This window comes from Streptomyces macrolidinus (assembly GCF_023887685.1).
Classification (GTDB): Bacteria; Actinomycetota; Actinomycetes; order Streptomycetales; family Streptomycetaceae; genus Streptomyces; species Streptomyces macrolidinus.
Genome location: NZ_JAMWMR010000028.1, coordinates 41,025 through 61,756, shown reverse-complemented (window position 1 = coordinate 61,756; position 20,732 = coordinate 41,025). Strand labels below are relative to the sequence as shown.

Annotated in this window: 20 protein-coding genes, 1 tRNA gene and 1 pseudogene; 12 read left to right on the top strand and 10 right to left on the bottom strand. The window is 70.7% G+C overall.

The features are described 5' to 3' along the window. Positions 1-150: 150 nt before the first annotated feature. A complete protein-coding gene (locus NGF19_RS25185; RefSeq protein ID WP_252427654.1) occupies positions 151-1,404 on the bottom strand; it encodes an MDR family MFS transporter in 1,254 nt (417 codons plus the stop codon). A 192-nt stretch (positions 1,405-1,596) separates the two neighbouring features. Here NGF19_RS25185 and NGF19_RS25180 point away from each other — a divergent pair, with 192 nt between their 5' ends. Continuing rightward, complete coding sequence (locus NGF19_RS25180) at positions 1,597-2,358, top strand: phosphoglyceromutase (protein ID WP_252427652.1); 762 nt, start codon at positions 1,597-1,599, stop codon at positions 2,356-2,358. A gap of 79 nt (positions 2,359-2,437) precedes the next feature. Here NGF19_RS25180 and NGF19_RS25175 read toward each other — a convergent pair whose 3' ends face one another. From NGF19_RS25175 to phoU, 4 genes are all read right to left on the bottom strand, one after another. Next, positions 2,438-3,217 (bottom strand): sporulation protein, encoded by a 780-nt coding sequence (locus NGF19_RS25175; protein WP_252427651.1) that lies wholly within the window; start codon positions 3,215-3,217, stop codon positions 2,438-2,440. Positions 3,218-3,297: 80 nt separating this feature from the next. Further along, the gene (locus NGF19_RS25170; protein WP_252427649.1) at positions 3,298-4,029 is read right to left on the bottom strand and encodes a ferritin-like domain-containing protein; all 732 of its coding nucleotides are present in this window, start codon (positions 4,027-4,029) and stop codon (positions 3,298-3,300) included. 148 nt (positions 4,030-4,177) lie between these two features. Beyond that, positions 4,178-4,330 (bottom strand): hypothetical protein, encoded by a 153-nt coding sequence (locus tag NGF19_RS25165; RefSeq protein ID WP_252427647.1) that lies wholly within the window; start codon positions 4,328-4,330, stop codon positions 4,178-4,180. 133 nt (positions 4,331-4,463) lie between these two features. Beyond that, positions 4,464-5,153, bottom strand: coding sequence for a phosphate signaling complex protein PhoU (phoU, locus tag NGF19_RS25160; protein WP_252427671.1), 690 nt, complete (start codon positions 5,151-5,153; stop codon positions 4,464-4,466). Positions 5,154-5,388: 235 nt separating this feature from the next. Between phoU and phoR the strand changes: the two genes are divergently transcribed. Together phoR and phoP are read left to right on the top strand one after the other, a co-directional pair. Next, on the top strand, positions 5,389-6,705 hold the full coding sequence (gene phoR / locus NGF19_RS25155; protein ID WP_252427646.1) for a two-component system sensor histidine kinase PhoR: 1,317 nt from the start codon (positions 5,389-5,391) through the stop codon (positions 6,703-6,705). A gap of 5 nt (positions 6,706-6,710) precedes the next feature. After that, entirely contained in the window at positions 6,711-7,382 is a 672-nt protein-coding gene (gene phoP, locus NGF19_RS25150; RefSeq protein ID WP_469668354.1) for a two-component system response regulator PhoP, read from the top strand. Positions 7,383-7,468: 86 nt separating this feature from the next. On the opposite strand, the gene NGF19_RS25145 is transcribed toward phoP, so the two are convergent. Next, the gene (locus tag NGF19_RS25145) at positions 7,469-8,077 is read right to left on the bottom strand and encodes a copper chaperone PCu(A)C domain-containing protein (protein WP_252427644.1); all 609 of its coding nucleotides are present in this window, start codon (positions 8,075-8,077) and stop codon (positions 7,469-7,471) included. A 701-nt stretch (positions 8,078-8,778) separates the two neighbouring features. On the opposite strand from NGF19_RS25145, the gene NGF19_RS25140 reads away from it, so the two are divergent. From NGF19_RS25140 to NGF19_RS25110, 7 genes are all read left to right on the top strand, one after another. Then, complete coding sequence (locus tag NGF19_RS25140) at positions 8,779-9,261, top strand: CarD family transcriptional regulator (RefSeq protein ID WP_003953493.1); 483 nt, start codon at positions 8,779-8,781, stop codon at positions 9,259-9,261. A 389-nt stretch (positions 9,262-9,650) separates the two neighbouring features. Further along, positions 9,651-10,403: a 2-C-methyl-D-erythritol 4-phosphate cytidylyltransferase gene (gene ispD / locus NGF19_RS25135; protein ID WP_252427643.1), complete on the top strand. Its 753-nt coding sequence runs from the start codon at positions 9,651-9,653 to the stop codon at positions 10,401-10,403. Continuing rightward, positions 10,393-10,887, top strand: coding sequence for a 2-C-methyl-D-erythritol 2,4-cyclodiphosphate synthase (ispF, locus tag NGF19_RS25130; protein ID WP_252427642.1), 495 nt, complete (start codon positions 10,393-10,395; stop codon positions 10,885-10,887). The genes ispD and ispF overlap by 11 nt, the downstream gene beginning before the upstream one ends. Positions 10,888-10,941: 54 nt before the next feature. Further along, positions 10,942-11,349, top strand: coding sequence for a PPOX class F420-dependent oxidoreductase (locus tag NGF19_RS25125; protein ID WP_252427641.1), 408 nt, complete (start codon positions 10,942-10,944; stop codon positions 11,347-11,349). 42 nt (positions 11,350-11,391) lie between these two features. Beyond that, positions 11,392-12,792, top strand: coding sequence for a cysteine--tRNA ligase (cysS, locus tag NGF19_RS25120; protein ID WP_252427640.1), 1,401 nt, complete (start codon positions 11,392-11,394; stop codon positions 12,790-12,792). A 158-nt stretch (positions 12,793-12,950) separates the two neighbouring features. Continuing rightward, a complete protein-coding gene (gene rlmB / locus NGF19_RS25115) occupies positions 12,951-13,892 on the top strand; it encodes a 23S rRNA (guanosine(2251)-2'-O)-methyltransferase RlmB (RefSeq protein WP_252427639.1) in 942 nt (313 codons plus the stop codon). A 149-nt stretch (positions 13,893-14,041) separates the two neighbouring features. Beyond that, positions 14,042-15,748, top strand: a complete 1,707-nt coding sequence (locus NGF19_RS25110) for a DoxX family protein (RefSeq protein WP_252427638.1) — start codon at positions 14,042-14,044, stop codon at positions 15,746-15,748. A gap of 85 nt (positions 15,749-15,833) precedes the next feature. Here NGF19_RS25110 and NGF19_RS25105 read toward each other — a convergent pair whose 3' ends face one another. From NGF19_RS25105 to NGF19_RS25095, 3 genes are all read right to left on the bottom strand, one after another. Then, a complete protein-coding gene (locus NGF19_RS25105; protein ID WP_252427637.1) occupies positions 15,834-16,565 on the bottom strand; it encodes a nucleotidyltransferase family protein in 732 nt (243 codons plus the stop codon). Between the two features lie 65 nt (positions 16,566-16,630). Beyond that, positions 16,631-17,083, bottom strand: coding sequence for a hypothetical protein (locus NGF19_RS25100; protein WP_252427636.1), 453 nt, complete (start codon positions 17,081-17,083; stop codon positions 16,631-16,633). 235 nt (positions 17,084-17,318) lie between these two features. Further along, positions 17,319-18,443, bottom strand: a complete 1,125-nt coding sequence (locus tag NGF19_RS25095) for an ABC transporter ATP-binding protein (RefSeq protein WP_252427635.1) — start codon at positions 18,441-18,443, stop codon at positions 17,319-17,321. Between the two features lie 226 nt (positions 18,444-18,669). On the opposite strand from NGF19_RS25095, the gene NGF19_RS25090 reads away from it, so the two are divergent. Then, positions 18,670-18,743 (top strand) — tRNA-Thr (locus NGF19_RS25090). Positions 18,744-18,886: 143 nt separating this feature from the next. On the opposite strand, the pseudogene NGF19_RS25085 reads toward NGF19_RS25090, so the two are convergent. After that, positions 18,887-19,267 (bottom strand): annotated as a pseudogene (locus NGF19_RS25085) (MerR family transcriptional regulator); the annotation flags it as partial. 242 nt (positions 19,268-19,509) lie between these two features. Between NGF19_RS25085 and NGF19_RS25080 the strand changes: the two are divergent. Further along, positions 19,510-20,661 carry a SchA/CurD-like domain-containing protein gene (locus tag NGF19_RS25080; RefSeq protein WP_252427634.1) on the top strand — a complete coding sequence of 384 codons (1,152 nt, stop codon included), beginning with the start codon at positions 19,510-19,512 and terminating at the stop codon, positions 20,659-20,661. The last annotated feature ends 71 nt before the right edge of the window (positions 20,662-20,732 follow it).

Below are 20,732 nucleotides of genomic sequence, written 5' to 3'. Positions count from 1 at the left end.
AGGGCTGTTGGCGTATGAGGCTGAGCCGCACACCGAGCGGTTCCTCGTCGAGCGGGAGCGGTATCTGGTCCGTGTCGACGTGACGTTCCTCGACGCCGTCGCGGGGAAGGTGGCGGCGTAGCCGTGATGGCGGACGGACCGTCATGGGCCTCAGGCCGTACGGACCTCCGGCTCGGCCGCCTCCATGTGCGCCTTCGCCACCGGCTGTTCCACGGGCAGGCGGCGCATCAGGACCCCGTACCCGAGGGCCGCGCCCGTGCCGATCAGGGCGCACATGCCCCACAGCCACTCCGCGCCCAGGCGGTCGATGACGAAGCCGGACATCAGGGGGGCGGTCAGGGCCGCGACCGCCCAGGACAGGGTGTACATGCCCTGGTAGCGACCGCGTCCGTGCACGGGGGAGAGGCGGACGACGAGGCCGGTCTGGGTGGGTGCGTTGACGATCTCCGCCAGCGTCCACACGCACACCGTCAGCGCGAAGACGCCGACCGAGCCCGCGAACGCGGTGAGCCCGAAGCCGTACCCCGCGAGCAGGGACGAGACGACGAGCAGCCGACGCGGGTCGCGGTGCTCGATGAAGCGGGTGACCGGGATCTGGAGCGCCACGATCAGGACGCCGTTGACGGCGATCGCCATGCCGTAGTCCGCGGGCGTGAAGCCCGCCTTGCCCATCGCCACCGGCAGGCCCACCGACCCCTGCTGGAAGATGAGCGCGACCAGGAAGGACAGGCCGACCACGCTCATGAAGCGGCCGTCGCGCAGAACGGTCCCGAGGCCGACGCTCTCGGCGGCTTCCTTGGCGGTCGGCTCCGGGCGCGACTCCGGCAGCTTCACGAAGACGACGATCGCGCAGACCATCGTCATCCCCGCCTCGAGCAGGAACCCGGCGAGATAGCTGTACTCGGCGATGAAGCCCGCCCCCGCCGAGGAGACCGCGAAGCCCAGGTTGATCGCCCAGTAGTTGAGGGAGAACGCGCGGACCCGGTCCTCGGGCCGGACGATGTCGGCCATCATCGCCTGCACGGCGGGGCGCGAGGCGTTGCTCGCCATGCCCACCAGGAAGGCGACGGCCGCGATCGCCACCGGGTCGTGCATGAAGCCGAGCAAAGCGACGGAGAGAGCCGTGGACGCCTGGGCGATCAGCAGAGTGGGCCGTCGTCCGAGCCGGTCGGTCATCACGCCCGCGCCGAGGGAGGAGACGACCCCGCCGAGGCCGTGCAGCGACGCGACGAGACCGGCGTACGAGGCGGAGTACCCGCGGTCCAGGGTCAGATACAGCGCCATGAAGGTGGCGACGAAGGCGCCGAGACGGTTGACGAGCGTGCTGGTCCACAGCCACCAGAACTCACGGGGGAGCCCGGAGACGGAGTGTCGTGCGGCGCGTCTCAGGGCGGCGAGCGGCATCAGGGATCCCCCAAGGTGTAAGCAGCGTAGATAGCTTCCACACCTTACGAAGAGGGATCGGGCGGAGCCACTCGATTAACAGATGTCGTCAACCGTCGTATTCCGGCCGACAGGCAGGCGGCGGCCGGGCCTGCCGTTTCGTACGCCGGGCGGGCGCGCAGGCGGCCGGAGGGTTCGATTACGCTCAGAACCATGGCCGACGCACCGTACAAGCTGATCCTCCTCCGCCACGGCGAGAGCGAGTGGAACGCGAAGAACCTGTTCACCGGCTGGGTGGACGTCAACCTCAACGAGAAGGGCGAGAAGGAGGCGGTCCGCGGCGGTGACCTGCTCAAGGACGCCGGCCTGCTGCCCGACGTGCTCCACACGTCCCTCCTGAAGCGCGCGATCCGCACGGCTCAGCTCGCCCTGGAGACCTGCGACCGCCACTGGATCCCGGTCCACCGCACCTGGCGCCTGAACGAGCGCCACTACGGCGCCCTCCAGGGCAAGGACAAGGCGCAGACGCTCGCCGAGTTCGGCGAGGAGCAGTTCATGCTGTGGCGCCGGTCCTACGACACCCCGCCGCCGGAGCTCGACCGCGACGACACGTACTCCCAGTTCGCCGACCCGCGCTACGCGACCCTCCCGCCGGAGGAGCGCCCGCAGACGGAGTGCCTGAAGGACGTCGTCGGCCGCATGCTCCCGTACTGGTTCGACGCCATCGTCCCCGACCTCCTGACCGGCCGCACGGTCCTGGTCGTCGCGCACGGGAACAGCCTGCGGGCCCTGGTCAAGCACCTCGACCGCATCTCGGACGCCGACATCGCGGGCCTGAACATCCCCACGGGCATCCCGCTGGCCTACGAACTCGACGCCGACTTCCGCCCGATCACCCCCGGCGGCACCTACCTCGACCCGGACGCGGCGGCAGCCGCGATCGAGGCGGTCAAGAACCAGGGCAAGAAGAAGTAAGCCCGCGCGAACGAGCCCCGTGCCTGCGGAGAAGCCGCAGGCACGGGGCTCGTCGTCGTATCGGGGCCGTGGCTGTGCCCTACTGGTCGTCGAGCAAGGCGAGTTCCTCCAGTGCCTTGCGTACCCGGGGGCGCCAGTCGACTTGGCCGATCTCGTGGTGGGCGGCGGGGAAGCGGCGGGTCGGGGGCTTGTCGGTCCAGTCCCGTACGTCGGGCGTCGCGCGTCGTACATGGACCACCGCGCCGACGACGTTCGTCTGGAAGACGACCTCCAGTTGTTCCGGCCGGCCGGGCACGGACGCGTGGTCCGTGAGGACGAAGCACTGGTGGAAGTAGTGGTGGTGCTCCGTGTTCGGGATGGACTCGTCGACGACGTACGCGGAGTCGCAGTGGTACCCCTCCTCCGCGAACGCGTCCAGGACGGCCTCGTGCAGGGGCAGGGCCGAGATGTGCAGCAAGTCGTTGTCGACTTCCGTGCCCTCGTCGTCCCAAGTGCGCCGGAGCTTGCTCTTCACGGAGAGCACGACTCCGAGGGCCCGCCCGCCGAGTTCGCTCACCGGCGTCTCCCAGGACAGCCGCTCGGAGAAGGTGAGGCGTTCCTCCTCGCCCTTGCGCAGAGTGATGTCCGAGGGCTTGGCGACGCAACTGTCGAACTCGTAGTCGCGCTGCTCGCCGCTGTAGTCCGTGTGCCGGACCGTGAAGCGCAGGTAGATGCCCTCGATGCGCGTGTCGCGTGTGCCGCCTCGGAGGAGGACCTCGCCCTTCACCTCGCCGCCCGGATACACCGGCCCCAGGATCTGCGTGTCCACCTCGACCGCCTCGTCCGGGTCCCCGATCCCGAACAGCCGCTTGAACCCCACGTGTTGCCCCTCCCCGCATCCGTGACGATCAGGCGAGAAGGCTACAGCGGGCTCAAGACGGCAGAGTTCTCAGGCCGTTGTCAGCCCGCACTCGTCCAGGCGTCCGGGCGGGGCTCCAGCACCGCGGAGACGACCTCGGCGGACGAGGTCATGACGTCGGACACGAACCGCAGGCGTGGGACGCCGAGTCGGCGCAGCGCCCGGCCGTGGTCGGCGGCGACGACGACCGAGACGGCCAGGAGAAGGAGCCGCCACAGGGTCATCACCGGGCGGCGTATCGCGCGAGGCAACTCCGCTATGGAGGCGTGCAGTCGTGCGCAGTGGAACGGGACATGGCGCTCCTCGTCGGACAGGATCCGCCCCGCCACATCCGAGGTGAGGAGGTCGTCGGTGCCGTCGCGCAGGGCCCGGTAATAGCGCAGGGCCACGAACTCCGCGATCATCAGGACCAGTAGTTCCAGACGCAGGCCCATGAGGCGCCGTAAGCGTACGAAGGCCGTGTCGGTCCAGTGGCCGGTCACCGTCCGTACGCCACCTGCCGCGAGCAGCCGGGCGAGGAGACGGGCGTGGTTCTGCTCCTCGGCGACGAAGAGCCGTACCGCTCGCGCGTAGTCGGCGTCGCCCGCCTCGTCCGCCTTGGCGACGAGGTTGGCCCCGTCACCGTCCTCACCGACCTGGAAGCGCTGGATACCCGCCCACACCGCCGGATGCAGCCGCGCGCCCCGCTCCCAGTCCGGATCGCCCTGAGCGTTCCTGCGCTCGCGCTCGTCCTCGAACCGCCTTGTCCACTTGGCGAAGTCGCCCGTACCCACCCGGTCTCCCCTCTCCGGGGCACGGTCGCGTGCCCTGGAGAGGGACGACGCTCGCGGGCGGCGAACCGTTCCCCGGGCGACGGACCCTGCCCAGGGAGACGATCGGGGCGGCGATCAGGACGTCAGGACGATCGGACGGTCCCGCTCGTCAGCCGCACTGGCACGGCGCGCCGGACTGGCAGCCGCAGCCGCAGCCCGAGCCGCAGCCGCACGCGCCCACCAACGGCAGGCTCTTGATCTCGGCGGGCTGTGGAGTGTCGCGCTCCTGCGTGGGGTCGGGCGTGCTGGGGGTCTCGGCCATGGGGCCCTCCTCGAGGCTTTCGAGACTGGTGCCGTACCCATTGCACGCCCGCCGTACCCGGCGCATCAACGGCGCACGGAGGCTCGTGCGCGCCCGAGGTCCTGGGGCAAGCCCCTCGGGCGCCCCCGTTCCGTCAGGCCCCCTCGGCCCCCGTCACCGGCGGCATCTCCGGCTGGAGTTCGTCCGCGTGCTCGCCCGTCACCAGGTACACCACCCGCTTCGCCACCGCCACCGCGTGGTCCGCGTAGCGCTCGTAGTAGCGGCCCAGCAGGGTGACGTCCACGGCCGTCTCGATGCCGTGCTTCCAGCGGTCGTCCATCAGGTGCTGGAAGAGCGTGCGGTGGAGCAGGTCCATCTCGTCGTCGTCCTGCTCCAGTTGCAGCGCCAGGTCGACGTCCTTCGTGATGATGACCTCGGCCGCCTTCGCCATCAGACGCTGCGCGAGCTGGCCCATCTCCAGGATGGTCGCGTGCAGGTCGTGCGGGACGGCGCGCTCGGGGAAGCGCAGCCGCGCCAGCTTCGCGACATGCTGGGCCAGGTCGCCCGAGCGCTCCAGGTCGGCGCTCATCCGCAGCGACGTGACGACGATCCGCAGATCCGTCGCCACCGGCTGCTGACGGGCGAGGAGGGTTATGGCGCGCGCCTCCAGCTCGTGCTGAAGGTCGTCGACCTTCTGGTCGCCCTCGATCACCGCTTCCGCCAGCTTCAGGTCGGCGTCGAGGATGGCCGTCGTGGCGCGCCCGATCGCCGACCCGACGAGCCGGGCCATGTCGACCAGGCCCTCACTGATCGAGTCCAGTTCCTCGTGGTACGCGTCCCGCATCAGGTGTCCCTCTCTCACGTCCGCTTCGGGGCGGGGGCCGGAGCCCACCGCCATGGCGACCACGGTGGCCACGGGGCCTCCGCACCCCACGCTCCCACGTTCCGGCCCGTACGCGACTGTTTCCGGCATCCCCGGTGAATCACTCCTGGCTCCAAGGTGAACTCTGGGCGACGAGTGGTCCAGGTCGCACTCCGGTGGCTGGGGGCAGGGGACAGCAGGTGCCTAACCTGGATGCATGGACGTGAACGCGGCGGTCGCCGCAGCGGCAGCGATCGCCGGAGTACTCACCGGTGTCATCGCCATGCTGGCGTTCCGCTGGAGCGAGCGCGACCAGAAACGCCCCATCCGCACCTCCTCGCACTCCGAGTCCGTGCTGCCGCCCGGCGTGGACACGGTGCTGTCCGTACTGGGCTCCTCGGCCGTCGTCCTGGACGAGGCCGACACCGTGGTCAAGGCCAGCTCCGCGGCGTACGCGCTCGGTCTCGTCCGCGGCGGGAAGATCGCCGTCGAGCCGATGCTCCAGATGGCGCGCGACACCCGGCGCGACGGCGAGATCCGCCAGGTCGAGCTGGACCTGCCCCGCCGGGGCACCGGACGCGGCGAGGCCCTCGCCGTCTCCGCGCGGGTGGCGCCCCTCGGCTCCCGGCTGGTGCTGCTCCTCGTCGAGGACCTCACCGAGGCCCGTCGCATCGAGGCGGTGCGCCGCGACTTCGTGGCCAACGTCAGCCATGAGCTGAAGACCCCGGTCGGCGCCCTGTCGCTGCTCTCCGAGGCCGTGATGGACGCCTCCGACGACCCCGAGGCCGTGGAGCGCTTCGCGGGCCGTATGCAGATCGAGGCGACCCGGCTGACGAACCTGGTCCAGGAGCTGATCGACCTCTCGCGGGTGCAGAACGACGACCCGCTGGAAGACGCCGAGCCGGTACGCGTGGACGAACTGGTCGCCGAGGCCGTCGACCGCTGCCGCCACCAGGCGGGCGCCAAGCAGATCACCATGGCCTCGAACATCTGGACGCCTCCGGGGCGCGACCCGAAGAGCGGGGGCCGGGCGGGCGGCAGCGCCGGTCTGTATGTGTGGGGCAACCGCGGCCAACTGGCCGCAGCCCTCGGCAACCTCGTGGAGAACGCGGTCAACTACTCGCCCGCGCGCACTCGCGTCGGCATCTCCGCGCGCCGGGTGTCCGCGTCCGGCGGGGATCTGATCGAGATCGCCGTGACCGATCAGGGCATCGGCATCTCCGACAAGGACAAGGAGCGCATCTTCGAGCGCTTCTACCGCGTCGACCCGGCCCGCTCCCGAGCCACGGGCGGTACGGGCCTCGGTCTCGCGATCGTCAAGCATGTGGCCGCCTCGCACGGCGGGGAGGTCACCGTGTGGAGTTCCGCGGGTCAGGGCTCCACCTTCACTCTGCGGCTGCCGGAAGCGGGCGTGGCCCGCGACCGCGCGGCCGGCCATCCGACCGGACTCGATGACGAGGACGGCCGACCCGACGGGACGACCACCGTCTCTTCCCCGTACGAACCGCATCCCTCCCCGGAGGTCCTTCAGTGACCCGAGTGCTCGTCGTCGAGGACGAGGAGTCCTTCTCCGACGCCCTGTCCTACATGCTCCGCAAGGAGGGCTTCGAGGTGGCCATCGCGGCCACCGGGCCCGACGGTCTCGACGAGTTCGAGCGCAACGGCGCCGACCTCGTCCTGCTCGACCTGATGCTGCCCGGACTGCCGGGCACGGAGGTCTGCCGTCAGCTCCGGGGCCGTTCCAACGTTCCAGTGATCATGGTGACCGCCAAGGACAGCGAGATAGACAAGGTGGTCGGGCTGGAGATAGGGGCCGACGACTACGTCACCAAGCCGTTCTCCTCCCGGGAGCTGGTCGCCCGTATCCGGGCCGTCCTGCGCCGCCGCGGCGAGCCGGAGGAGGTGACGCCCGCCGCGCTGGAGGCCGGTCCGGTCCGTATGGACGTCGACCGCCATGTGGTCACGGTGGCCGGTGCCAAGGTCGACCTGCCGCTCAAGGAGTTCGACCTGCTGGAGATGCTGCTGCGCAACGCGGGCCGTGTCCTGACCCGGATGCAGCTCATCGACCGCGTCTGGGGCGCCGACTACGTGGGCGACACCAAGACCCTCGACGTCCACGTCAAGCGGCTGCGCGCCAAGATCGAGCCGGACCCGAGCGCCCCGCGCTATCTGGTGACGGTCCGCGGCCTCGGCTACAAGTTCGAGCCGTAAGCCGACGACGAGCCCGACACGGGCACGGCACGACACAGGGCGGCACCCCTCCCGGAGGAGGGGTGCCGCCCTGTCGTACGGGTGTGTCAGTGCCCGGCGGTGGCCGACGGCGAGCCGGACGGGGCGCCCTCGCTCGGCGACGCCGTGGCGCTCTCGGACGGCGCCTCGGGGGCGGCCGGCGACGGGATGGCCGTCGGGCCCCACTTGGTGAAGTAGCTCTCGGCCGGGACGGCGAAGGCCTCAAGGCTCACGTCACCGGTCTTGCTGAAGGAGAAGGTCACCTTGTGAGCGCTGCCGCTCTTGACGGCCTCACCCGGGTTGCTCAGCACGGCGGAGGTGTTGCCCTTGCCGCCGATGACGACGGATCCCCCGGCCGGGACGGTCACCTTGCTGCCGTTGACGGGCGTGAGGTCGGCGGTGCCGGCGCCCTCCACGGCGATCGAGTCCAGCGTCTGGGGCGTGCGCCCGTCGTTGAAGACGGTCGCGGCGACCACGGCCGGGCCACCCGACTTCTGGTCGGGCTGGGTGATGACGATCGCGTTCTGGATCTTGATGTCACCAACGGCGGTCGCCGCGTGGTCCGGCTTGATTCCCAGCGTCTGGGCGTCGTTGCCGGCACCGCACGCGGTGAGCGCGGTGATCGAGAACGCGATGGCGGCAGCGGCGAGGGCGCCGCGTCGAAGGCTGCTGCTCACGGCGGCGGCAACTCCTTGAACGTGGGCGGAGCAGGACGACCCCCTGATAAAGCCGCCCTAAGTGTCTGTCAGCGGCCATAGGTTACCGAGCCGTCCGGGAGCGCCCGCACCCGACCCTCCCCTAACCTCGACTTCGTCCCCGCGGGGACCGTACGACGTCCCCGGCGACCCTCGCGTCCTCCGCCTCCCGCAGTTCCCGCGGGTCTCGTCAGCCGGACACATTGACCTTGCCGGAAGTGGACCTTGAGGGAGTGGCCGTTGACGGAGCGGACGTTGATGGAGTTCCGCATTCACATAAGCGTCCTCTGAGTCCGGGCCGGGATTTCGGTAAGGAATGCGAGGCGGTAGGGAAAATCGATCAACGGGACAACAAGCGCGGATCGCCGTACGGCTTGATCAATTCCGGATTCGTACCGCATCCGGCTCCGGGCACCGAACGGAGTAGCGGAAGCAGAGCGGCTGGAGGAGGACAAATCTGGACGATCGGGCCCTCGTCAAGCGTTCGTGAAGCGTGTAACGTACGCGTTTCGCTTCGCCCGCGGAGCCGCTCCGACCTGCGAATACCTCCTTCCGCTCCCCCCTCGAAGCACGTCCGCGTCGCGGTTGTCAAGCCCCGAGATATGCCCTGACCTGCGAAAACGCCATTCAGAAGACGCGGTTTCCGTGTTACCCTGGATAGCCACGGAAGGGGTACCTGTCACATGACGTTCAAGGTTGGCGACACCGTGGTCTATCCCCATCACGGGGCCGCGCTGATCGAAGCCATCGAAACTCGTCAGATCAAAGGCGTGGACAAGACCTACTTGGTGCTGAAGGTCGCCCAGGGCGACCTGACAGTGCGTGTGCCAGCGGACAATGCGGAGTTCGTCGGCGTGCGTGATGTGGTCGGCCAGGACGGGTTGGACCGGGTCTTCGAGGTGTTGCGCGCGCCGTACGCCGAGGAGCCCACGAACTGGTCGCGTCGCTACAAGGCAAACCTGGAGAAGCTCGCCTCCGGCGACGTCATCAAGGTCGCGGAAGTCGTACGTGACCTGTGGCGCCGTGAGCGTGAGCGCGGACTGTCCGCCGGTGAGAAGCGGATGCTCGCCAAGGCCCGCCAGATCCTGGTGAGCGAACTCGCTCTCGCGGAGAACACGAACGAGGACAAGGCCGAGGCCCTGCTCGACGAGGTCCTCGCGTCCTGACGCTCATGCCGCCCCCTCGCTTCCCGATCAGGACGCGATGGGCGGACCGGTGCATTCCAGCACCCAGCACGCATGCACATGCCGTGGTGCCCGATGACGCAGTAGCTGTCGCCGGGCGCCGCGGCATGTGCATACCCATGGGTGTGTCCATCCCCACGGGCGTGTTCCCACCCATGAGTCCCGCGGTGAGGTCCCCAGGTCCCCCAGGAGCGAATGCCTGCCCGAGCGCCGTACGCCGGTGACCACCCCCGATACTCGGCGCCGGAACCGGGCGGCTACCGCCTCGACCAGAAGTCCAGAAGTCACGGAAAGGGTCTCCGGTCAAGGCGTCGCGCCCGGCATCCTGGCCATACCCACACCTGCCGAGCACACAAACCTGACAGGATCCGATGTCTGACGAATCACGCCCCTCGCCCGGCGCAGCCAGTACAGCCGCCGTGATTCCGGCCGCCGGCCGGGGTGTACGCCTAGGTCCGGGCGCCCCGAAGGCGCTGCGCGCGCTGAACGGCACGCCCATGCTCATCCACGCCGTGCGCGCGATGGCCGCCTCCAACGCCGTCTCCCTGGTGATCGTCGTGGCCCCGCCCGAGGGCGCCACCGAGGTCAAGTCGATGCTCGACGCGCACGCGCTGCCCGAGCGGACGGACTTCGTCGTCGTCCCCGGCGGTGCGACGCGCCAGGAGTCCGTGAAGCTCGGCCTCGACGCGCTGCCGCCCGGGTACGAGACGGTCCTCGTCCATGACGCGGCCCGCCCGCTCGTCCCGGTGGACACGGTGGACGCCGTGATCGACGCGGTACGGGAGGGCGCGCCCGCCGTCGTCCCCGCGCTGCCGCTCGCCGACACCGTGAAGGAGGTCGCGCCCGCGACCGCCCCCGGCGCGCCGGAACCGGTGGTCGCGACCCCGGACCGCGCCCGGCTGCGCGCGGTGCAGACCCCGCAGGGCTTCGACCGCGCGACGCTGGTCCGGGCCCACGAGACGGTGACGAACGACGTCACGGACGACGCGAGCATGGTGGAGCAGTTGGGGCTGCGGGTCGTGGTGGTGCCCGGCCACGAGGAGGCATTCAAGGTCACCCGGCCCCTGGACCTGGTGCTCGCGGAGGCCGTTCTGGCGCGCAGGAGGCTCAACGATGGCTTCTGACGCACCTCTGTTGCCCCAGGTGGGCATCGGCACCGACATCCACGCCTTCGAAGAGGGGCGGGAGTTGTGGTGCGCCGGTCTGAAGTGGGAGGGCGAGGGGCCGGGTCTCGCGGGCCACTCGGACGCGGACGTGGTCGCCCACGCCGCCTGCAACGCGCTCTTCTCGGCGGCCGGACTCGGCGACCTGGGACAGCACTTCGGCACGGGCCGTCCCGAATGGTCGGGCGCGGCGGGCATCACGCTGCTGACGGAGGCGGCCCGCATCGTGCGCGCGGCCGGATTCCGGATCGGGAACGTCGCCGTGCAGGTCGTCGGCCCCCGGCCGAAGATCGGCAAGCGCCGTGCGGAGGCGCAGCGGATCCTGTCCGAAGCCGCGGGGGCACCGGTGTCCGTGTCCGGCGCGACGACGGACGGCCTCGGCTTCCCCGGGCGCGACGAAGGGCTGATGGCGATCGCCACGGCACTCGTGGTGCGCGAGGGCTGAGCGTGTGCGAGGGTACCCGGAGAGTGACCGGAGAACGAGGTCCCGGAGGTACCCATGCCCGCCGCCGTACTGTCCGACCGGCTCAAGAACCTGCTCGACAGCCCCGTCTTCATCGTCGTCGGGACACTCCAGCCCGACGGCGGTCCGCAGCTCTCCCCGGTGTGGGTCAAGCGGGACGGTGACGAGATCCTCTTCTCCACGACGGCGGACCGGCGCAAGAAGCTGAACCTGGACCGCGATCCCAGAGTGAGCATCGTGGTCCAGGACCCCCGGTCGCCGTACGAGTACGCGGAGATCCGGGGGACCGCGGAACTGTCGACGGAGGGCGCCCGGGACCTCATCGACGAGTTGTCGCTGAAGTACACCGGCAAGAAGTACGCCGAGTTCAACCCGGAGTCGGCGCGGGACGCGGAGCGGGTGGTGGTCAGGGTCGTGCCGCGAAAGGTGGTCGGCCGTATGTGAATGGGGCGCGAGGCACTGCCCGCGGCCCACTACCCTGGACACGTGACTATTCGCCTGTACGACACCAGCGCCCGGCAGATCCGCGACTTCTCCCCGCTCAAGCCGGGTTGTGTCTCGATCTACCTGTGTGGCGCCACCGTGCAGGCGGCCCCGCACATCGGGCACATCCGCTCGGGCCTCGACTTCGACATCATGCGCCGCTGGTTCGCCTACCGCGGCTACGACGTGACGTTCATCCGCAACGTCACGGACATCGACGACAAGATCATCGCCAAGTCCGCCGACCAGGGCCGCCCTTGGTGGGCGATCGGGTACGAGAACGAGCGCGCCTTCACTCGGGGCTACGACGTCCTCGGCTGCCTGCCGCCGACCTACGAGCCGCGCGCCACCGGGCACATCACCGAGATGGTCGAGATGATGCGCACGCTCATCGAGCGCGGGCACGCCTACGAGGCCGACGGCAACGTGTACTTCGACGTGCGCTCCTTCCCCGGCTACCTCCAGTTGTCCAACCAGGAACTGGAGAACCTTCAGCAGCCCTCCGGGACCGGGGAGACGGGCAAGCGGGACCCGCGCGACTTCGCGATGTGGAAGGCCGCCAAGCCCGGTGAGCCGACCTGGGAGACGCCGTGGGGACGCGGCCGACCCGGCTGGCACCTGGAGTGCTCGGCGATGGCGCACAAGTACCTCGGCTCCGCCTTCGACATCCACGGCGGCGGCCTCGACCTCGTCTTCCCGCACCACGAGAACGAGATCGCCCAGGCCCAGGCCTTCGGTGACGAGTTCGCGCGGTACTGGGTGCACAACGCCTGGGTCACCATGAGCGGCGAGAAGATGTCGAAGTCGCTCGGCAACTCCGTGCTCGTCTCCGAGATGGTCAAGCACTGGCGCCCCATCGTCCTGCGCTACTACCTCGGCACCCCGCACTACCGCTCGATGATCGAGTACAGCGAGGACGCCCTGCGCGAGGCGGAGTCCGCGTTCGCGCGCATCGAGGGGTTCGTGCAGCGCGTCGTCGAGAAGGCCGGGGGCGTCGTCGAGCCCGCCGACGAGGTGCCGCCCGCGTTCGCCGAGGCGATGGACGACGACCTGGGCGTGCCGCAGGCGCTCGCCGTGGTGCACACCACGGTCCGCCAGGGCAACAGCGCGCTGGCCGCCGACGACAAGGACGCCGCCGTGGCCCGGCTCGCCGAGGTGCGGGCGATGCTCGGGGTCCTCGGCCTCGACCCGCTCGACGCGCACTGGGCCGGGGAGAACGACCGCGGCGAGGATCTCCACGGCGTCGTGGACAGCCTCGTGGGCCTCGTGCTCCAGCAGCGCGAAGCCGCCCGTGCCCGCAAGGACTGGGCCACCGCGGACGCCATCCGCGACCAGCTCGGCCAGTCCGGGCTCGTCATCGAGGACAGCCCCGAGGGGCCGCGCTGGACGCTCGGCCGGAGCTGAGCCGTTCACCGATCCGATGATCGATTGTGCCGCCCGGCCCTCCGGGCGGCACACTGCATAGACGTACAGACGTCATGGACGTACGGAGACGACGTACAGAGACGTCGACGACGTACGAACGACGTACAGATGAACGCTTCGAAGAGAACAGGTAGGTCATGGCCGCGAACAACCGCCGCATGTCCGGCAAGAAGGGCGCGCAGGTCGGCAGCGGCGGCCAGCGGCGCCGGGGCCTCGAGGGCAAGGGGCCGACCCCGCCCGCCGAGATGCGCAAGGGACACGCCAAGCAGCGCGCCGCCCAGGCGAAGGCACGCCGCGCCCAGCAGGGGCGCCCCCAGCGCCGTACGGGCGGGAAGTCCTCGTCCGAGCTGGTCGTCGGGCGCAACCCCGTCGTCGAGGCGCTCCGTGAAGGGGTGCCCGCCTCCACGCTCTACGTCCAGCAGTTCATCGACAACGACGAGCGGGTGCGCGAGGCGCTCCAGCTCGCGGCCGAGCGCGGCGGCATCAACCTCATGGAGGCCCCGCGTCCCGAGCTGGACCGGATGACGAACGGGCTGAACCACCAGGGCCTGGTCCTCCAGGTCCCGCCGTACGAGTACGCGCACCCCGAGGACCTCGCCTCGGCCGCCTACGACGAGGGCGAGGACCCGCTGATCGTCGCCCTCGACGGGGTGACCGACCCGCGCAACCTCGGCGCCGTCGTCCGTTCCGTCTCCGCCTTCGGCGGGCACGGCGTCGTCGTGCCCGAGCGGCGCGCGGCCGGGATGACCGCGGGTGCGTGGAAGACGTCCGCCGGTACGGCCGCCCGTACGCCCGTCGCGCGCGCCACCAACCTCACGCGCGCCCTGGAGGCGTACAAGAAGGCGGGCATCACCGTCGTCGGTCTGGCCGCCGACGGAGAGGCCGAGCTCGGCGCGCTGGAAGCCCTGGACGGGCCGGTCGTCATCGTCGTCGGCAGCGAGGGCAAGGGCCTGTCGCGGCTCGTCGGCGAGACCTGCGACGTCCGGGTCCGGATCCCGATGCCGGGTGGGGCGGAGTCGCTCAACGCCGGTGTGGCGGCGGGCATCGTGCTCTACGAGGCGTCCCGCAGGCGCGTCTGATCGCGCGTGTCGTAAAGGCGATGAAGGGCTGAACACACGTTCAGCCCTTCACGCGTAGGGGGCGAACCGCTCGCCGGGGACGCGCTTGACGGGGTCCGGACAGATCCGCGCGGTCAAGGCAGTGTCCTAACCACACGTCACTCGGTTAGATGAGTGTGGAGACCAGAACACCCCGCACACCCACGGGGGACCGATCGTCGGGATTCGACGACACCCCCGTGCTGAGCATGGTGAAGGTGCCGAGCGATCCGGCGCAGGTCATCGTCAATCACGCCAGCTTTCGCGTGCAGTTGGGCGCGTCGGCGCGCCGCGCCCAGCCCCGGCGCGTCGTCTGGCAGGCGACCTCGCCGCAGGTCGTCGCGCGCATGCCCCACGCCGGTGCGGCGGACAGAACCGACGTGCCCGGTACGCCCGTTGCTCCCGCCCGCCGCCGTCGGCCGGTCGTCTGGACCGGGAAGTCGGCACCCGACGACACCGGCGCGCACCGGCTGTTGCAAGCGGTGCGGAGCACCAGCGTGGGCTACGGCGAGGACGCGGGCGCGACCCAGGTCCTGCCGCGCGTCGACGGCCTGCCGGGGACCGACGGCTACGACGATCCGACCGAAGCGACCGTCCCGACGCCGATCGTCGGCGGCGGGCACGGTCACGGCCACGACCTGGGCCGCACCCGGCTGCTGCCGCACATGCGCAGCGCCGACGACGCGTACGGCGAGTCCGGCCGCGATCCGTACGAATCCCCGTACGACGAGCGGGAGTTCGCGGCCGAGGACCGGCCTCCGGGGCGGCGGCATGCGGGCGACCAGACGCGGCACGCGTACTACCCCGGCCGCCGGTTGAACCTCGGCGTGGTGCTGCTGCCCCTGCGCATCGTCCTCGGCTCCATCGCCGCCTACGCGGGCATGAGCAAGCTCTGCGACCCGGTCTACTTCGACGGCGGCAAGCAGGGCTCCATGGCCGCGTGGCTCCACACGCTGCACCCCTGGCAAGTCGCCGAGCCGCTACGGCAGTTCGCGCTCCAGCACCCCATCGGCACGGGTCTCGCCGTGGCCTTCCTCCAGGTGATCGTGGGCGTGCTCACGGTCCTCGGCCTGTGGCAGCGCGTCGCGGCCGTGCTCGGGGCCCTGCTCTCGGCCGCGCTGATCGTCACGGTGAGCTGGCGGACGGCCCCCGCGTACGAGATGGCCGACATCCTCTACCTCGCGGCCTGGTCCCCGCTGATCATCGCCGGGGCGCCGGTGTACTCCGTGGACGGACGGCTCGCGGCGGGGGCGTGGCGCACGCTCGGGCCGCGCTCGGACATCTGGGAGCTGCGGCAGTACGTGCTGCGCCGCGGCGCGCTGGTGGCGGGGCTGGTGACCGGGGTGATCCTGCTGGTCGGGTCGCTGCTCGGCGGGGCGGTGCGGGACGCGAACCGCGTGGTCGTGCCCGGCCCCGGCGAGGCGCCGCGCAACGAACTGCCGGGCTCGCCGCTGCCCCGGACGCCGGGCGCGCGGCACCACAAGGCGAGCCCCTCGGCCTCGCGCCCGCCGACGACGCACGGTACGACGTCCTCGCCGTCCGGCGCGGCCACGGCCCGGGAGACGGCCGGTGCGACGGGCGCTCCGGGTACGACGGGTACCCCCGGCCGGACGGGCGCGACGGGTGCGGCCACGGGCGGTCGGCCGAGCCAGACCCAGGGCACGGTGGGCCAGGCCCCGCAGCGGCCGTCGGTACCGCAGCGGCAGGCCCCGAGCACCAGCGCGGGCCCGTCGTCCTCCGGCGGCAGCGGCACGGGCGGCCCGGCGGGCGGCACGGGCGGTGGCAGCAGCGGCGGCTCCGGAGGCGCGGACCGCCTGGTGGGCGGCCTGCTGGGGTAGTGCCCCGGCAGGCAACGGTGGGCCCCGTGCACGAGCTCGTGCACGGGGCCCACTGCTCTCTCGCTTCTCAGTACCGGAGCAGCTCTCAGTGCCCGAGCGCCGCCAGTTCCCTGGCCGCCTCCGTGAGGTCCTTCGCGGTGTCGATGGCCCGCCAGTACGCGCCCTGCGGGATCGGGAAGCCGGCCAGCCGCCGCTCCCGGGCCAGGCGGGGGAACGTCGTACGTTCATGGTCGCCGCGCTCGGGAAGCAGGTCGGCGAACTCGGCGGAGAAGACGTAGACGCCCGCGTTGACCTCGTACGTCGTCGGCGGGGACTCGATGAAGTCCGTGACATGGCCGAAGCCGTCCGTCTGGACGGCACCCCAGGGGATACGCGGACGCGCCAGCGCGAGCGTGGCGACCGCGTCGCGCTCGGTGTGGAAGTCGGCCATGTCGCGCAGCGAGAACCGGGTCCAGATGTCGCCGTTCGTCGCGAACCACGGCTGGTCGGGGTGGGGGAGGCGCGCGGCGGCGTGGCGCAGACCGCCGCCGCGGCCGAGGGGCTCGGTCTCGACGACCGTGGTGACGCGGACGGGCAGCTCGGCCGACGCCAGCCAGTCCTCCAGGACGTCGGCGAGATGGCCGCAGGAGACCACCACGTCCGTGACGCCCTCTTCGGCGAGCCAGGCGAGCTGATGGCCGATGATCGGGGTCCCGGTGCCCGGGATCTCCACCATCGGCTTGGGGCGGTCGTCCGTGTAGGGACGCAGCCGTGAGCCTTGGCCGCCGGCCAGGATGACGGCTTGAACGGGGCGCGAGGCGGCGTGCGGATCGGTCATGACCCGCACTGTACGTCGCGCCCCGTCAGCCGTTTCGGGCGGTATGCCCTGGCGCCGGGCGCACCTCAGCCGTGCTGCGCCACGCCCGAGGCGAAGGAGGTGTCGCAGACCGGGCGGGCGTAGGACTGCGCACGGGAGGCGCCGTAGACACGGACCGCGGCGCGGCCGAGGGCGCGGGCGATGGACGTGCAGTGCTTGGCCAGCGCCGGGCGGCCGTTCACGGCCTGCTGGAGGTGGGTGAGCGCGACGCCCGGGTTCTCCTGCTGGAGTTCCAGCAGCAGCCGGTCGCGCAGCACGTCCTGCGGGGCGCGGGCGGAGCCGTGCGCCGCCCCCTTCGCCGGGATCGCCTCCGAGGCGGCGAGCACCGAACTCGAAGGGTTCCCGGACCAGTTGACGCGCGCGACCGCCAGGGTCCCGGACAGCACCAGGACGACAGGCAGGACGAGGGCGAGGGTGCGGCCGACCCGGAGAGCGGGGCCACGGCCGCGCCGTGCCCGTGGAGTAGTGGAGTGCTTCACGCGAGCGAGCGTAGCGCGAGGTAGTGATTTGGCGACATTTAGTCACCGGTTCGAGGGATACGGAACCCGTGAATTGTGGGTACGGGGTTGACGCGGGCCGCGTGAATTGCCCTTGTTCGCCGGAGACTTGGCGGTTGGCGGAGGCCGATGGTGGGTGTCCGCAGACGACGGTTGACGGCGAAGAGGGTCCCGCGGCCGACCGCGGGACCCTCTCGGTGTCGTGCTCGTGCTCGGGTCAGTCGGAGAGACGCTCGCCCGTCGACGTCGAGAACACATGGGTCTCGCCCGGCTGCGGTACGACGTGCACGGTGGCGCCCTTCTCCGGGACCGCGCGGCTGCTGACGCGCACGACGAGGTCCGTGTGCTCGCCGCCGACCTCGACGGAGCCGTAGATGTACCCGTCGGCGCCCGTCTCCTCGACGACGTTCACGGAGACGGCCAGACCGGCCGGGGCGTCCTTGGAGAGCGCGGACGCGGCGCCGTCGCCCTGCTGCACGTCGAAGTGCTCGGGCCGGACGCCGACCGTGACCGTACGGTCCCCCTTGTCGGTGGCGGCCTTCAGCGCCTCGCGGCTGACCGGCACCACGCTGTTGCCGAACTTCACCCCGCCGTCGGTGATCGGGACCTCGACCAGGTTCATGGCCGGGGAGCCGATGAACCCGGCGACGAACAGGTTGGCGGGCTTGTCGTACATGTTGCGCGGGGTGTCGATCTGCTGGAGCAGCCCGTCCTTGAGCACGGCCACCCGGTCGCCCATCGTCATGGCCTCGACCTGGTCGTGGGTGACGTAGACGGTGGTGATGCCGAGACGGCGCTGCAGCGAGGCGATCTGCGTACGGGTGGAGACGCGGAGCTTGGCGTCGAGGTTGGACAGCGGCTCGTCCATGAGGAACACCTGCGGCTCGCGCACGATGGCGCGGCCCATGGCGACGCGCTGACGCTGACCACCGGAGAGCGCCTTCGGCTTGCGGTCCAGGTACTCGGTGAGGTCGAGGATCTTCGCGGCCTCCTCGACCTTCTTGCGGATCTCCGCCTTCGGCACCCCGGCGATCTTGAGCGCGAAGCCCATGTTGTCCGCGACGGTCATGTGCGGGTAGAGCGCGTAGTTCTGGAACACCATGGCGATGTCCCGGTCCTTGGGCGGCAGATGCGTGACATCGCGGTCACCGATCCGGATGGCACCGGCGTTCACGTCCTCCAGCCCCGCCAGCATGCGCAGCGAGGTGGACTTGCCGCAGCCGGACGGGCCGACCAGGACGAGGAACTCCCCGTCCTCGATCTGGATGTCGAGCGCGTCGACGGCGGGCTTGTCGGAGCCCGGGTAGACCCGGGTCGCCTTGTCGAACGAGACAGTGGCCATGGTGAATGGGCCCCCTTCACCGGCAGGAACGTGCCGGACGATCCGTTGTAAAGGTGGTGAGCCACGACGGGGTTCCGTTGTGGTGTAGTCCACACGAGTGAACTGGTTCAGGACGGTACCCGGCGTCACCTCGCCCTGTCAGTACCGGGGGGAGGGCGAAGTTCCCGGGAATTCCCGCCGGAGCCACAGCGGGACCTGGGTACACTGCACGGGCACACACGTGCAGGCCTCCTTAGCTCAGCTGGTCAGAGCGCCGCTCTTGTAAAGCGAAGGTCGTCGGTTCGAATCCGACAGGGGGCTCTATGAACTACCTGGGACAACGCCCTCACGATCATGGTCGTGAGGGCGTTGACGGTAGTTCTTGACGGCAGTCCCGCTTAACCGCCGAGCACGTCCCGGATCCGCACGGCGATCCGCGGCTCGGTGCGCCGGGGCGTCGGCTACGCGGACCCGATGGATTCGTACAACTGCGCTCTGAACACCTTCAGTTGCTCCTCCGGCGGCGTGTCGATCCCCATCGCCCGTGCCTCCAGTTCCCTGTCGATGGCCGCCACCACGGCGGCAGCGCGGTCGCGCTGTTCCAGCAGCAGGCCGCGCAGCCGGTGCAGATGCGCGACCGCGTCGGCGGCCGGGTCGTCGACCAGAGCCGCGATCTCGCGCAGTCCGAAGCCCAGCCGCCGGTAGGCGAGCACCTCCCGTACGCGCTCCACGTCGGCCGCAGAGTAGGCCCGGTAGCCTGCCGCGGTCCGTGCGGACGGGCGCGCGAGGCCGATCTCGTCGTAGTGATGCAGCGTGCGGACGCTCACGCCGCCCAGCTCGGCCACGCGTCCCACGGTCAGGTGCTGTTCCACGCACCCGACGCTGCGGCATCACGCCACGTGAGGGTCAAGCACTCCTCCCGTACGGCCGGTCCTCCGCCGTCCGGGCGCGGGAGGTACGCCCCTTCACCCACGTGGTTCATACGAGTCGCGCGCTTCCTGTGGCCGGAACACGATCGAGGAACGCTGACGTCGCGTCACCCGCGCTCGGCGTCGACCTCCGCCCGGTGAAGGAGATGTGCCCTCAAATGACCACAACGTCTGAACGTGTTTCAGGACCGACGACCCGGCCGGCGACGAAACGAGTCTCCCAGTCCGTGTTCGACGGCTCCCGTCTTCGGGTCGTCCTTCTGGTGGACGTCCACGACGGCATGCAGCCGGAGTTCCTGAAGGCGTACGAGCACCTGTGCGGCGAGGTCGCGAAGGTCCCCGGCCATGTCAGCGACCAGATCTGCCAGTCCATCGACAACCCCTCCCAGTGGCTCATCACCAGTGAGTGGGAGAGCGCTCCGCCCTTCCTCGCCTGGGTGAACAGCGAAGAGCACGTACAGATGGTGCGGCCGATGAACACCTGTATCCGCGACACCCGGTCGATGCGCTTCCACATCATGCGTGAGACCGGCGTCGGCGTTCCGGCCGCCTCCGAGGACCGGCGGCTGCGGAACGCTCCCCGCATCGGCGACGGCGTGATCCGCCACGCGATCACCTTCACGGTCAAGCCGGACAGTGTGCCGAAGGTCGCCAAGATCCTCGCGAACTACGCGGCGCCCGAGGCGCGGGTCGACGACACCACACGGCTGTGCCGCACCTCCCTGTTCATGCACGGCAACCGGGTCGTGCGGGCCATCGAGGTCGAGGGCGACCTGCTCGCGGCGCTGCGCCATGTCGCCCGGCAGCCCCAGGTACGGGCCGTCGAGGAGGCCATCAACCCGTATCTGGAGCAGGAGCGCGACTTCGAGGATCCCGAGGCCGCCCGGATGTTCTTCGCCCGTGCCGCGCTGCCCGCCGTGCACCATGTGACGGCCGGGCAGGAGTACCCGGACGCCGAGCGGCACGCCCTGTACTACCCGGCCCGCCCCGGCTGCGGGATGAAGCTGGCCCGGCTGCTCTCCGAACACGACGAGGCCCAGGCGGAGAACCCGGCCGGCCCCATCTGCGGCAGCACGATCTTCCAGCGCGACGATATCGTGGTGCGGCTGATCGACGTACGCGGCGGCCTCGCCGCCGACCCCGTCCGCTCGCTCGGTCTGCGCGACCCCGAGCAGGCTGCCGAGCTGGCGGCCCTCGTCGACACCGCCGCCGGACCGGACGCGTCCGCGCTGGACAGTGGCGACCTCAAGGGCTTCCTCGAGTTCGCCCGCATGGACCTCGTCACCGACCGCCACGCGTCGACGGCCTGACCGGCCCCGTGCCTGACCGGGCCCTCGTGCCTGACCGGCCCCGTCGGCCGAGCCCCGCCGACGCAGCACGC

What these genes read in the sequence shown, in the direction of transcription:
- NGF19_RS25125 (WP_252427641.1), top strand. Translation starts at nt 10,942, where the DNA reads ATGCCCGCCGCCGTACTGTCCGACCGGCTCAAGAACCTGCTCGACAGC.
- NGF19_RS25080 (WP_252427634.1), top strand. Translation starts at nt 19,510, where the DNA reads ATGACCACAACGTCTGAACGTGTTTCAGGACCGACGACCCGGCCGGCG.
- NGF19_RS25105 (WP_252427637.1), bottom strand. Translation starts at nt 16,565, where the DNA reads ATGACCGATCCGCACGCCGCCTCGCGCCCCGTTCAAGCCGTCATCCTG.
- NGF19_RS25180 (WP_252427652.1), top strand. Translation starts at nt 1,597, where the DNA reads ATGGCCGACGCACCGTACAAGCTGATCCTCCTCCGCCACGGCGAGAGC.
- NGF19_RS25185 (WP_252427654.1), bottom strand. Translation starts at nt 1,404, where the DNA reads ATGCCGCTCGCCGCCCTGAGACGCGCCGCACGACACTCCGTCTCCGGG.
- NGF19_RS25165 (WP_252427647.1), bottom strand. Translation starts at nt 4,330, where the DNA reads ATGGCCGAGACCCCCAGCACGCCCGACCCCACGCAGGAGCGCGACACT.
- ispF (WP_252427642.1), top strand. Translation starts at nt 10,393, where the DNA reads ATGGCTTCTGACGCACCTCTGTTGCCCCAGGTGGGCATCGGCACCGAC.
- ispD (WP_252427643.1), top strand. Translation starts at nt 9,651, where the DNA reads ATGTCTGACGAATCACGCCCCTCGCCCGGCGCAGCCAGTACAGCCGCC.
- rlmB (WP_252427639.1), top strand. Translation starts at nt 12,951, where the DNA reads ATGGCCGCGAACAACCGCCGCATGTCCGGCAAGAAGGGCGCGCAGGTC.
- phoU (WP_252427671.1), bottom strand. Translation starts at nt 5,153, where the DNA reads ATGCGGGACGCGTACCACGAGGAACTGGACTCGATCAGTGAGGGCCTG.
- NGF19_RS25110 (WP_252427638.1), top strand. Translation starts at nt 14,042, where the DNA reads ATGAGTGTGGAGACCAGAACACCCCGCACACCCACGGGGGACCGATCG.
- NGF19_RS25095 (WP_252427635.1), bottom strand. Translation starts at nt 18,443, where the DNA reads ATGGCCACTGTCTCGTTCGACAAGGCGACCCGGGTCTACCCGGGCTCC.
- phoR (WP_252427646.1), top strand. Translation starts at nt 5,389, where the DNA reads ATGGACGTGAACGCGGCGGTCGCCGCAGCGGCAGCGATCGCCGGAGTA.
- NGF19_RS25140 (WP_003953493.1), top strand. Translation starts at nt 8,779, where the DNA reads ATGACGTTCAAGGTTGGCGACACCGTGGTCTATCCCCATCACGGGGCC.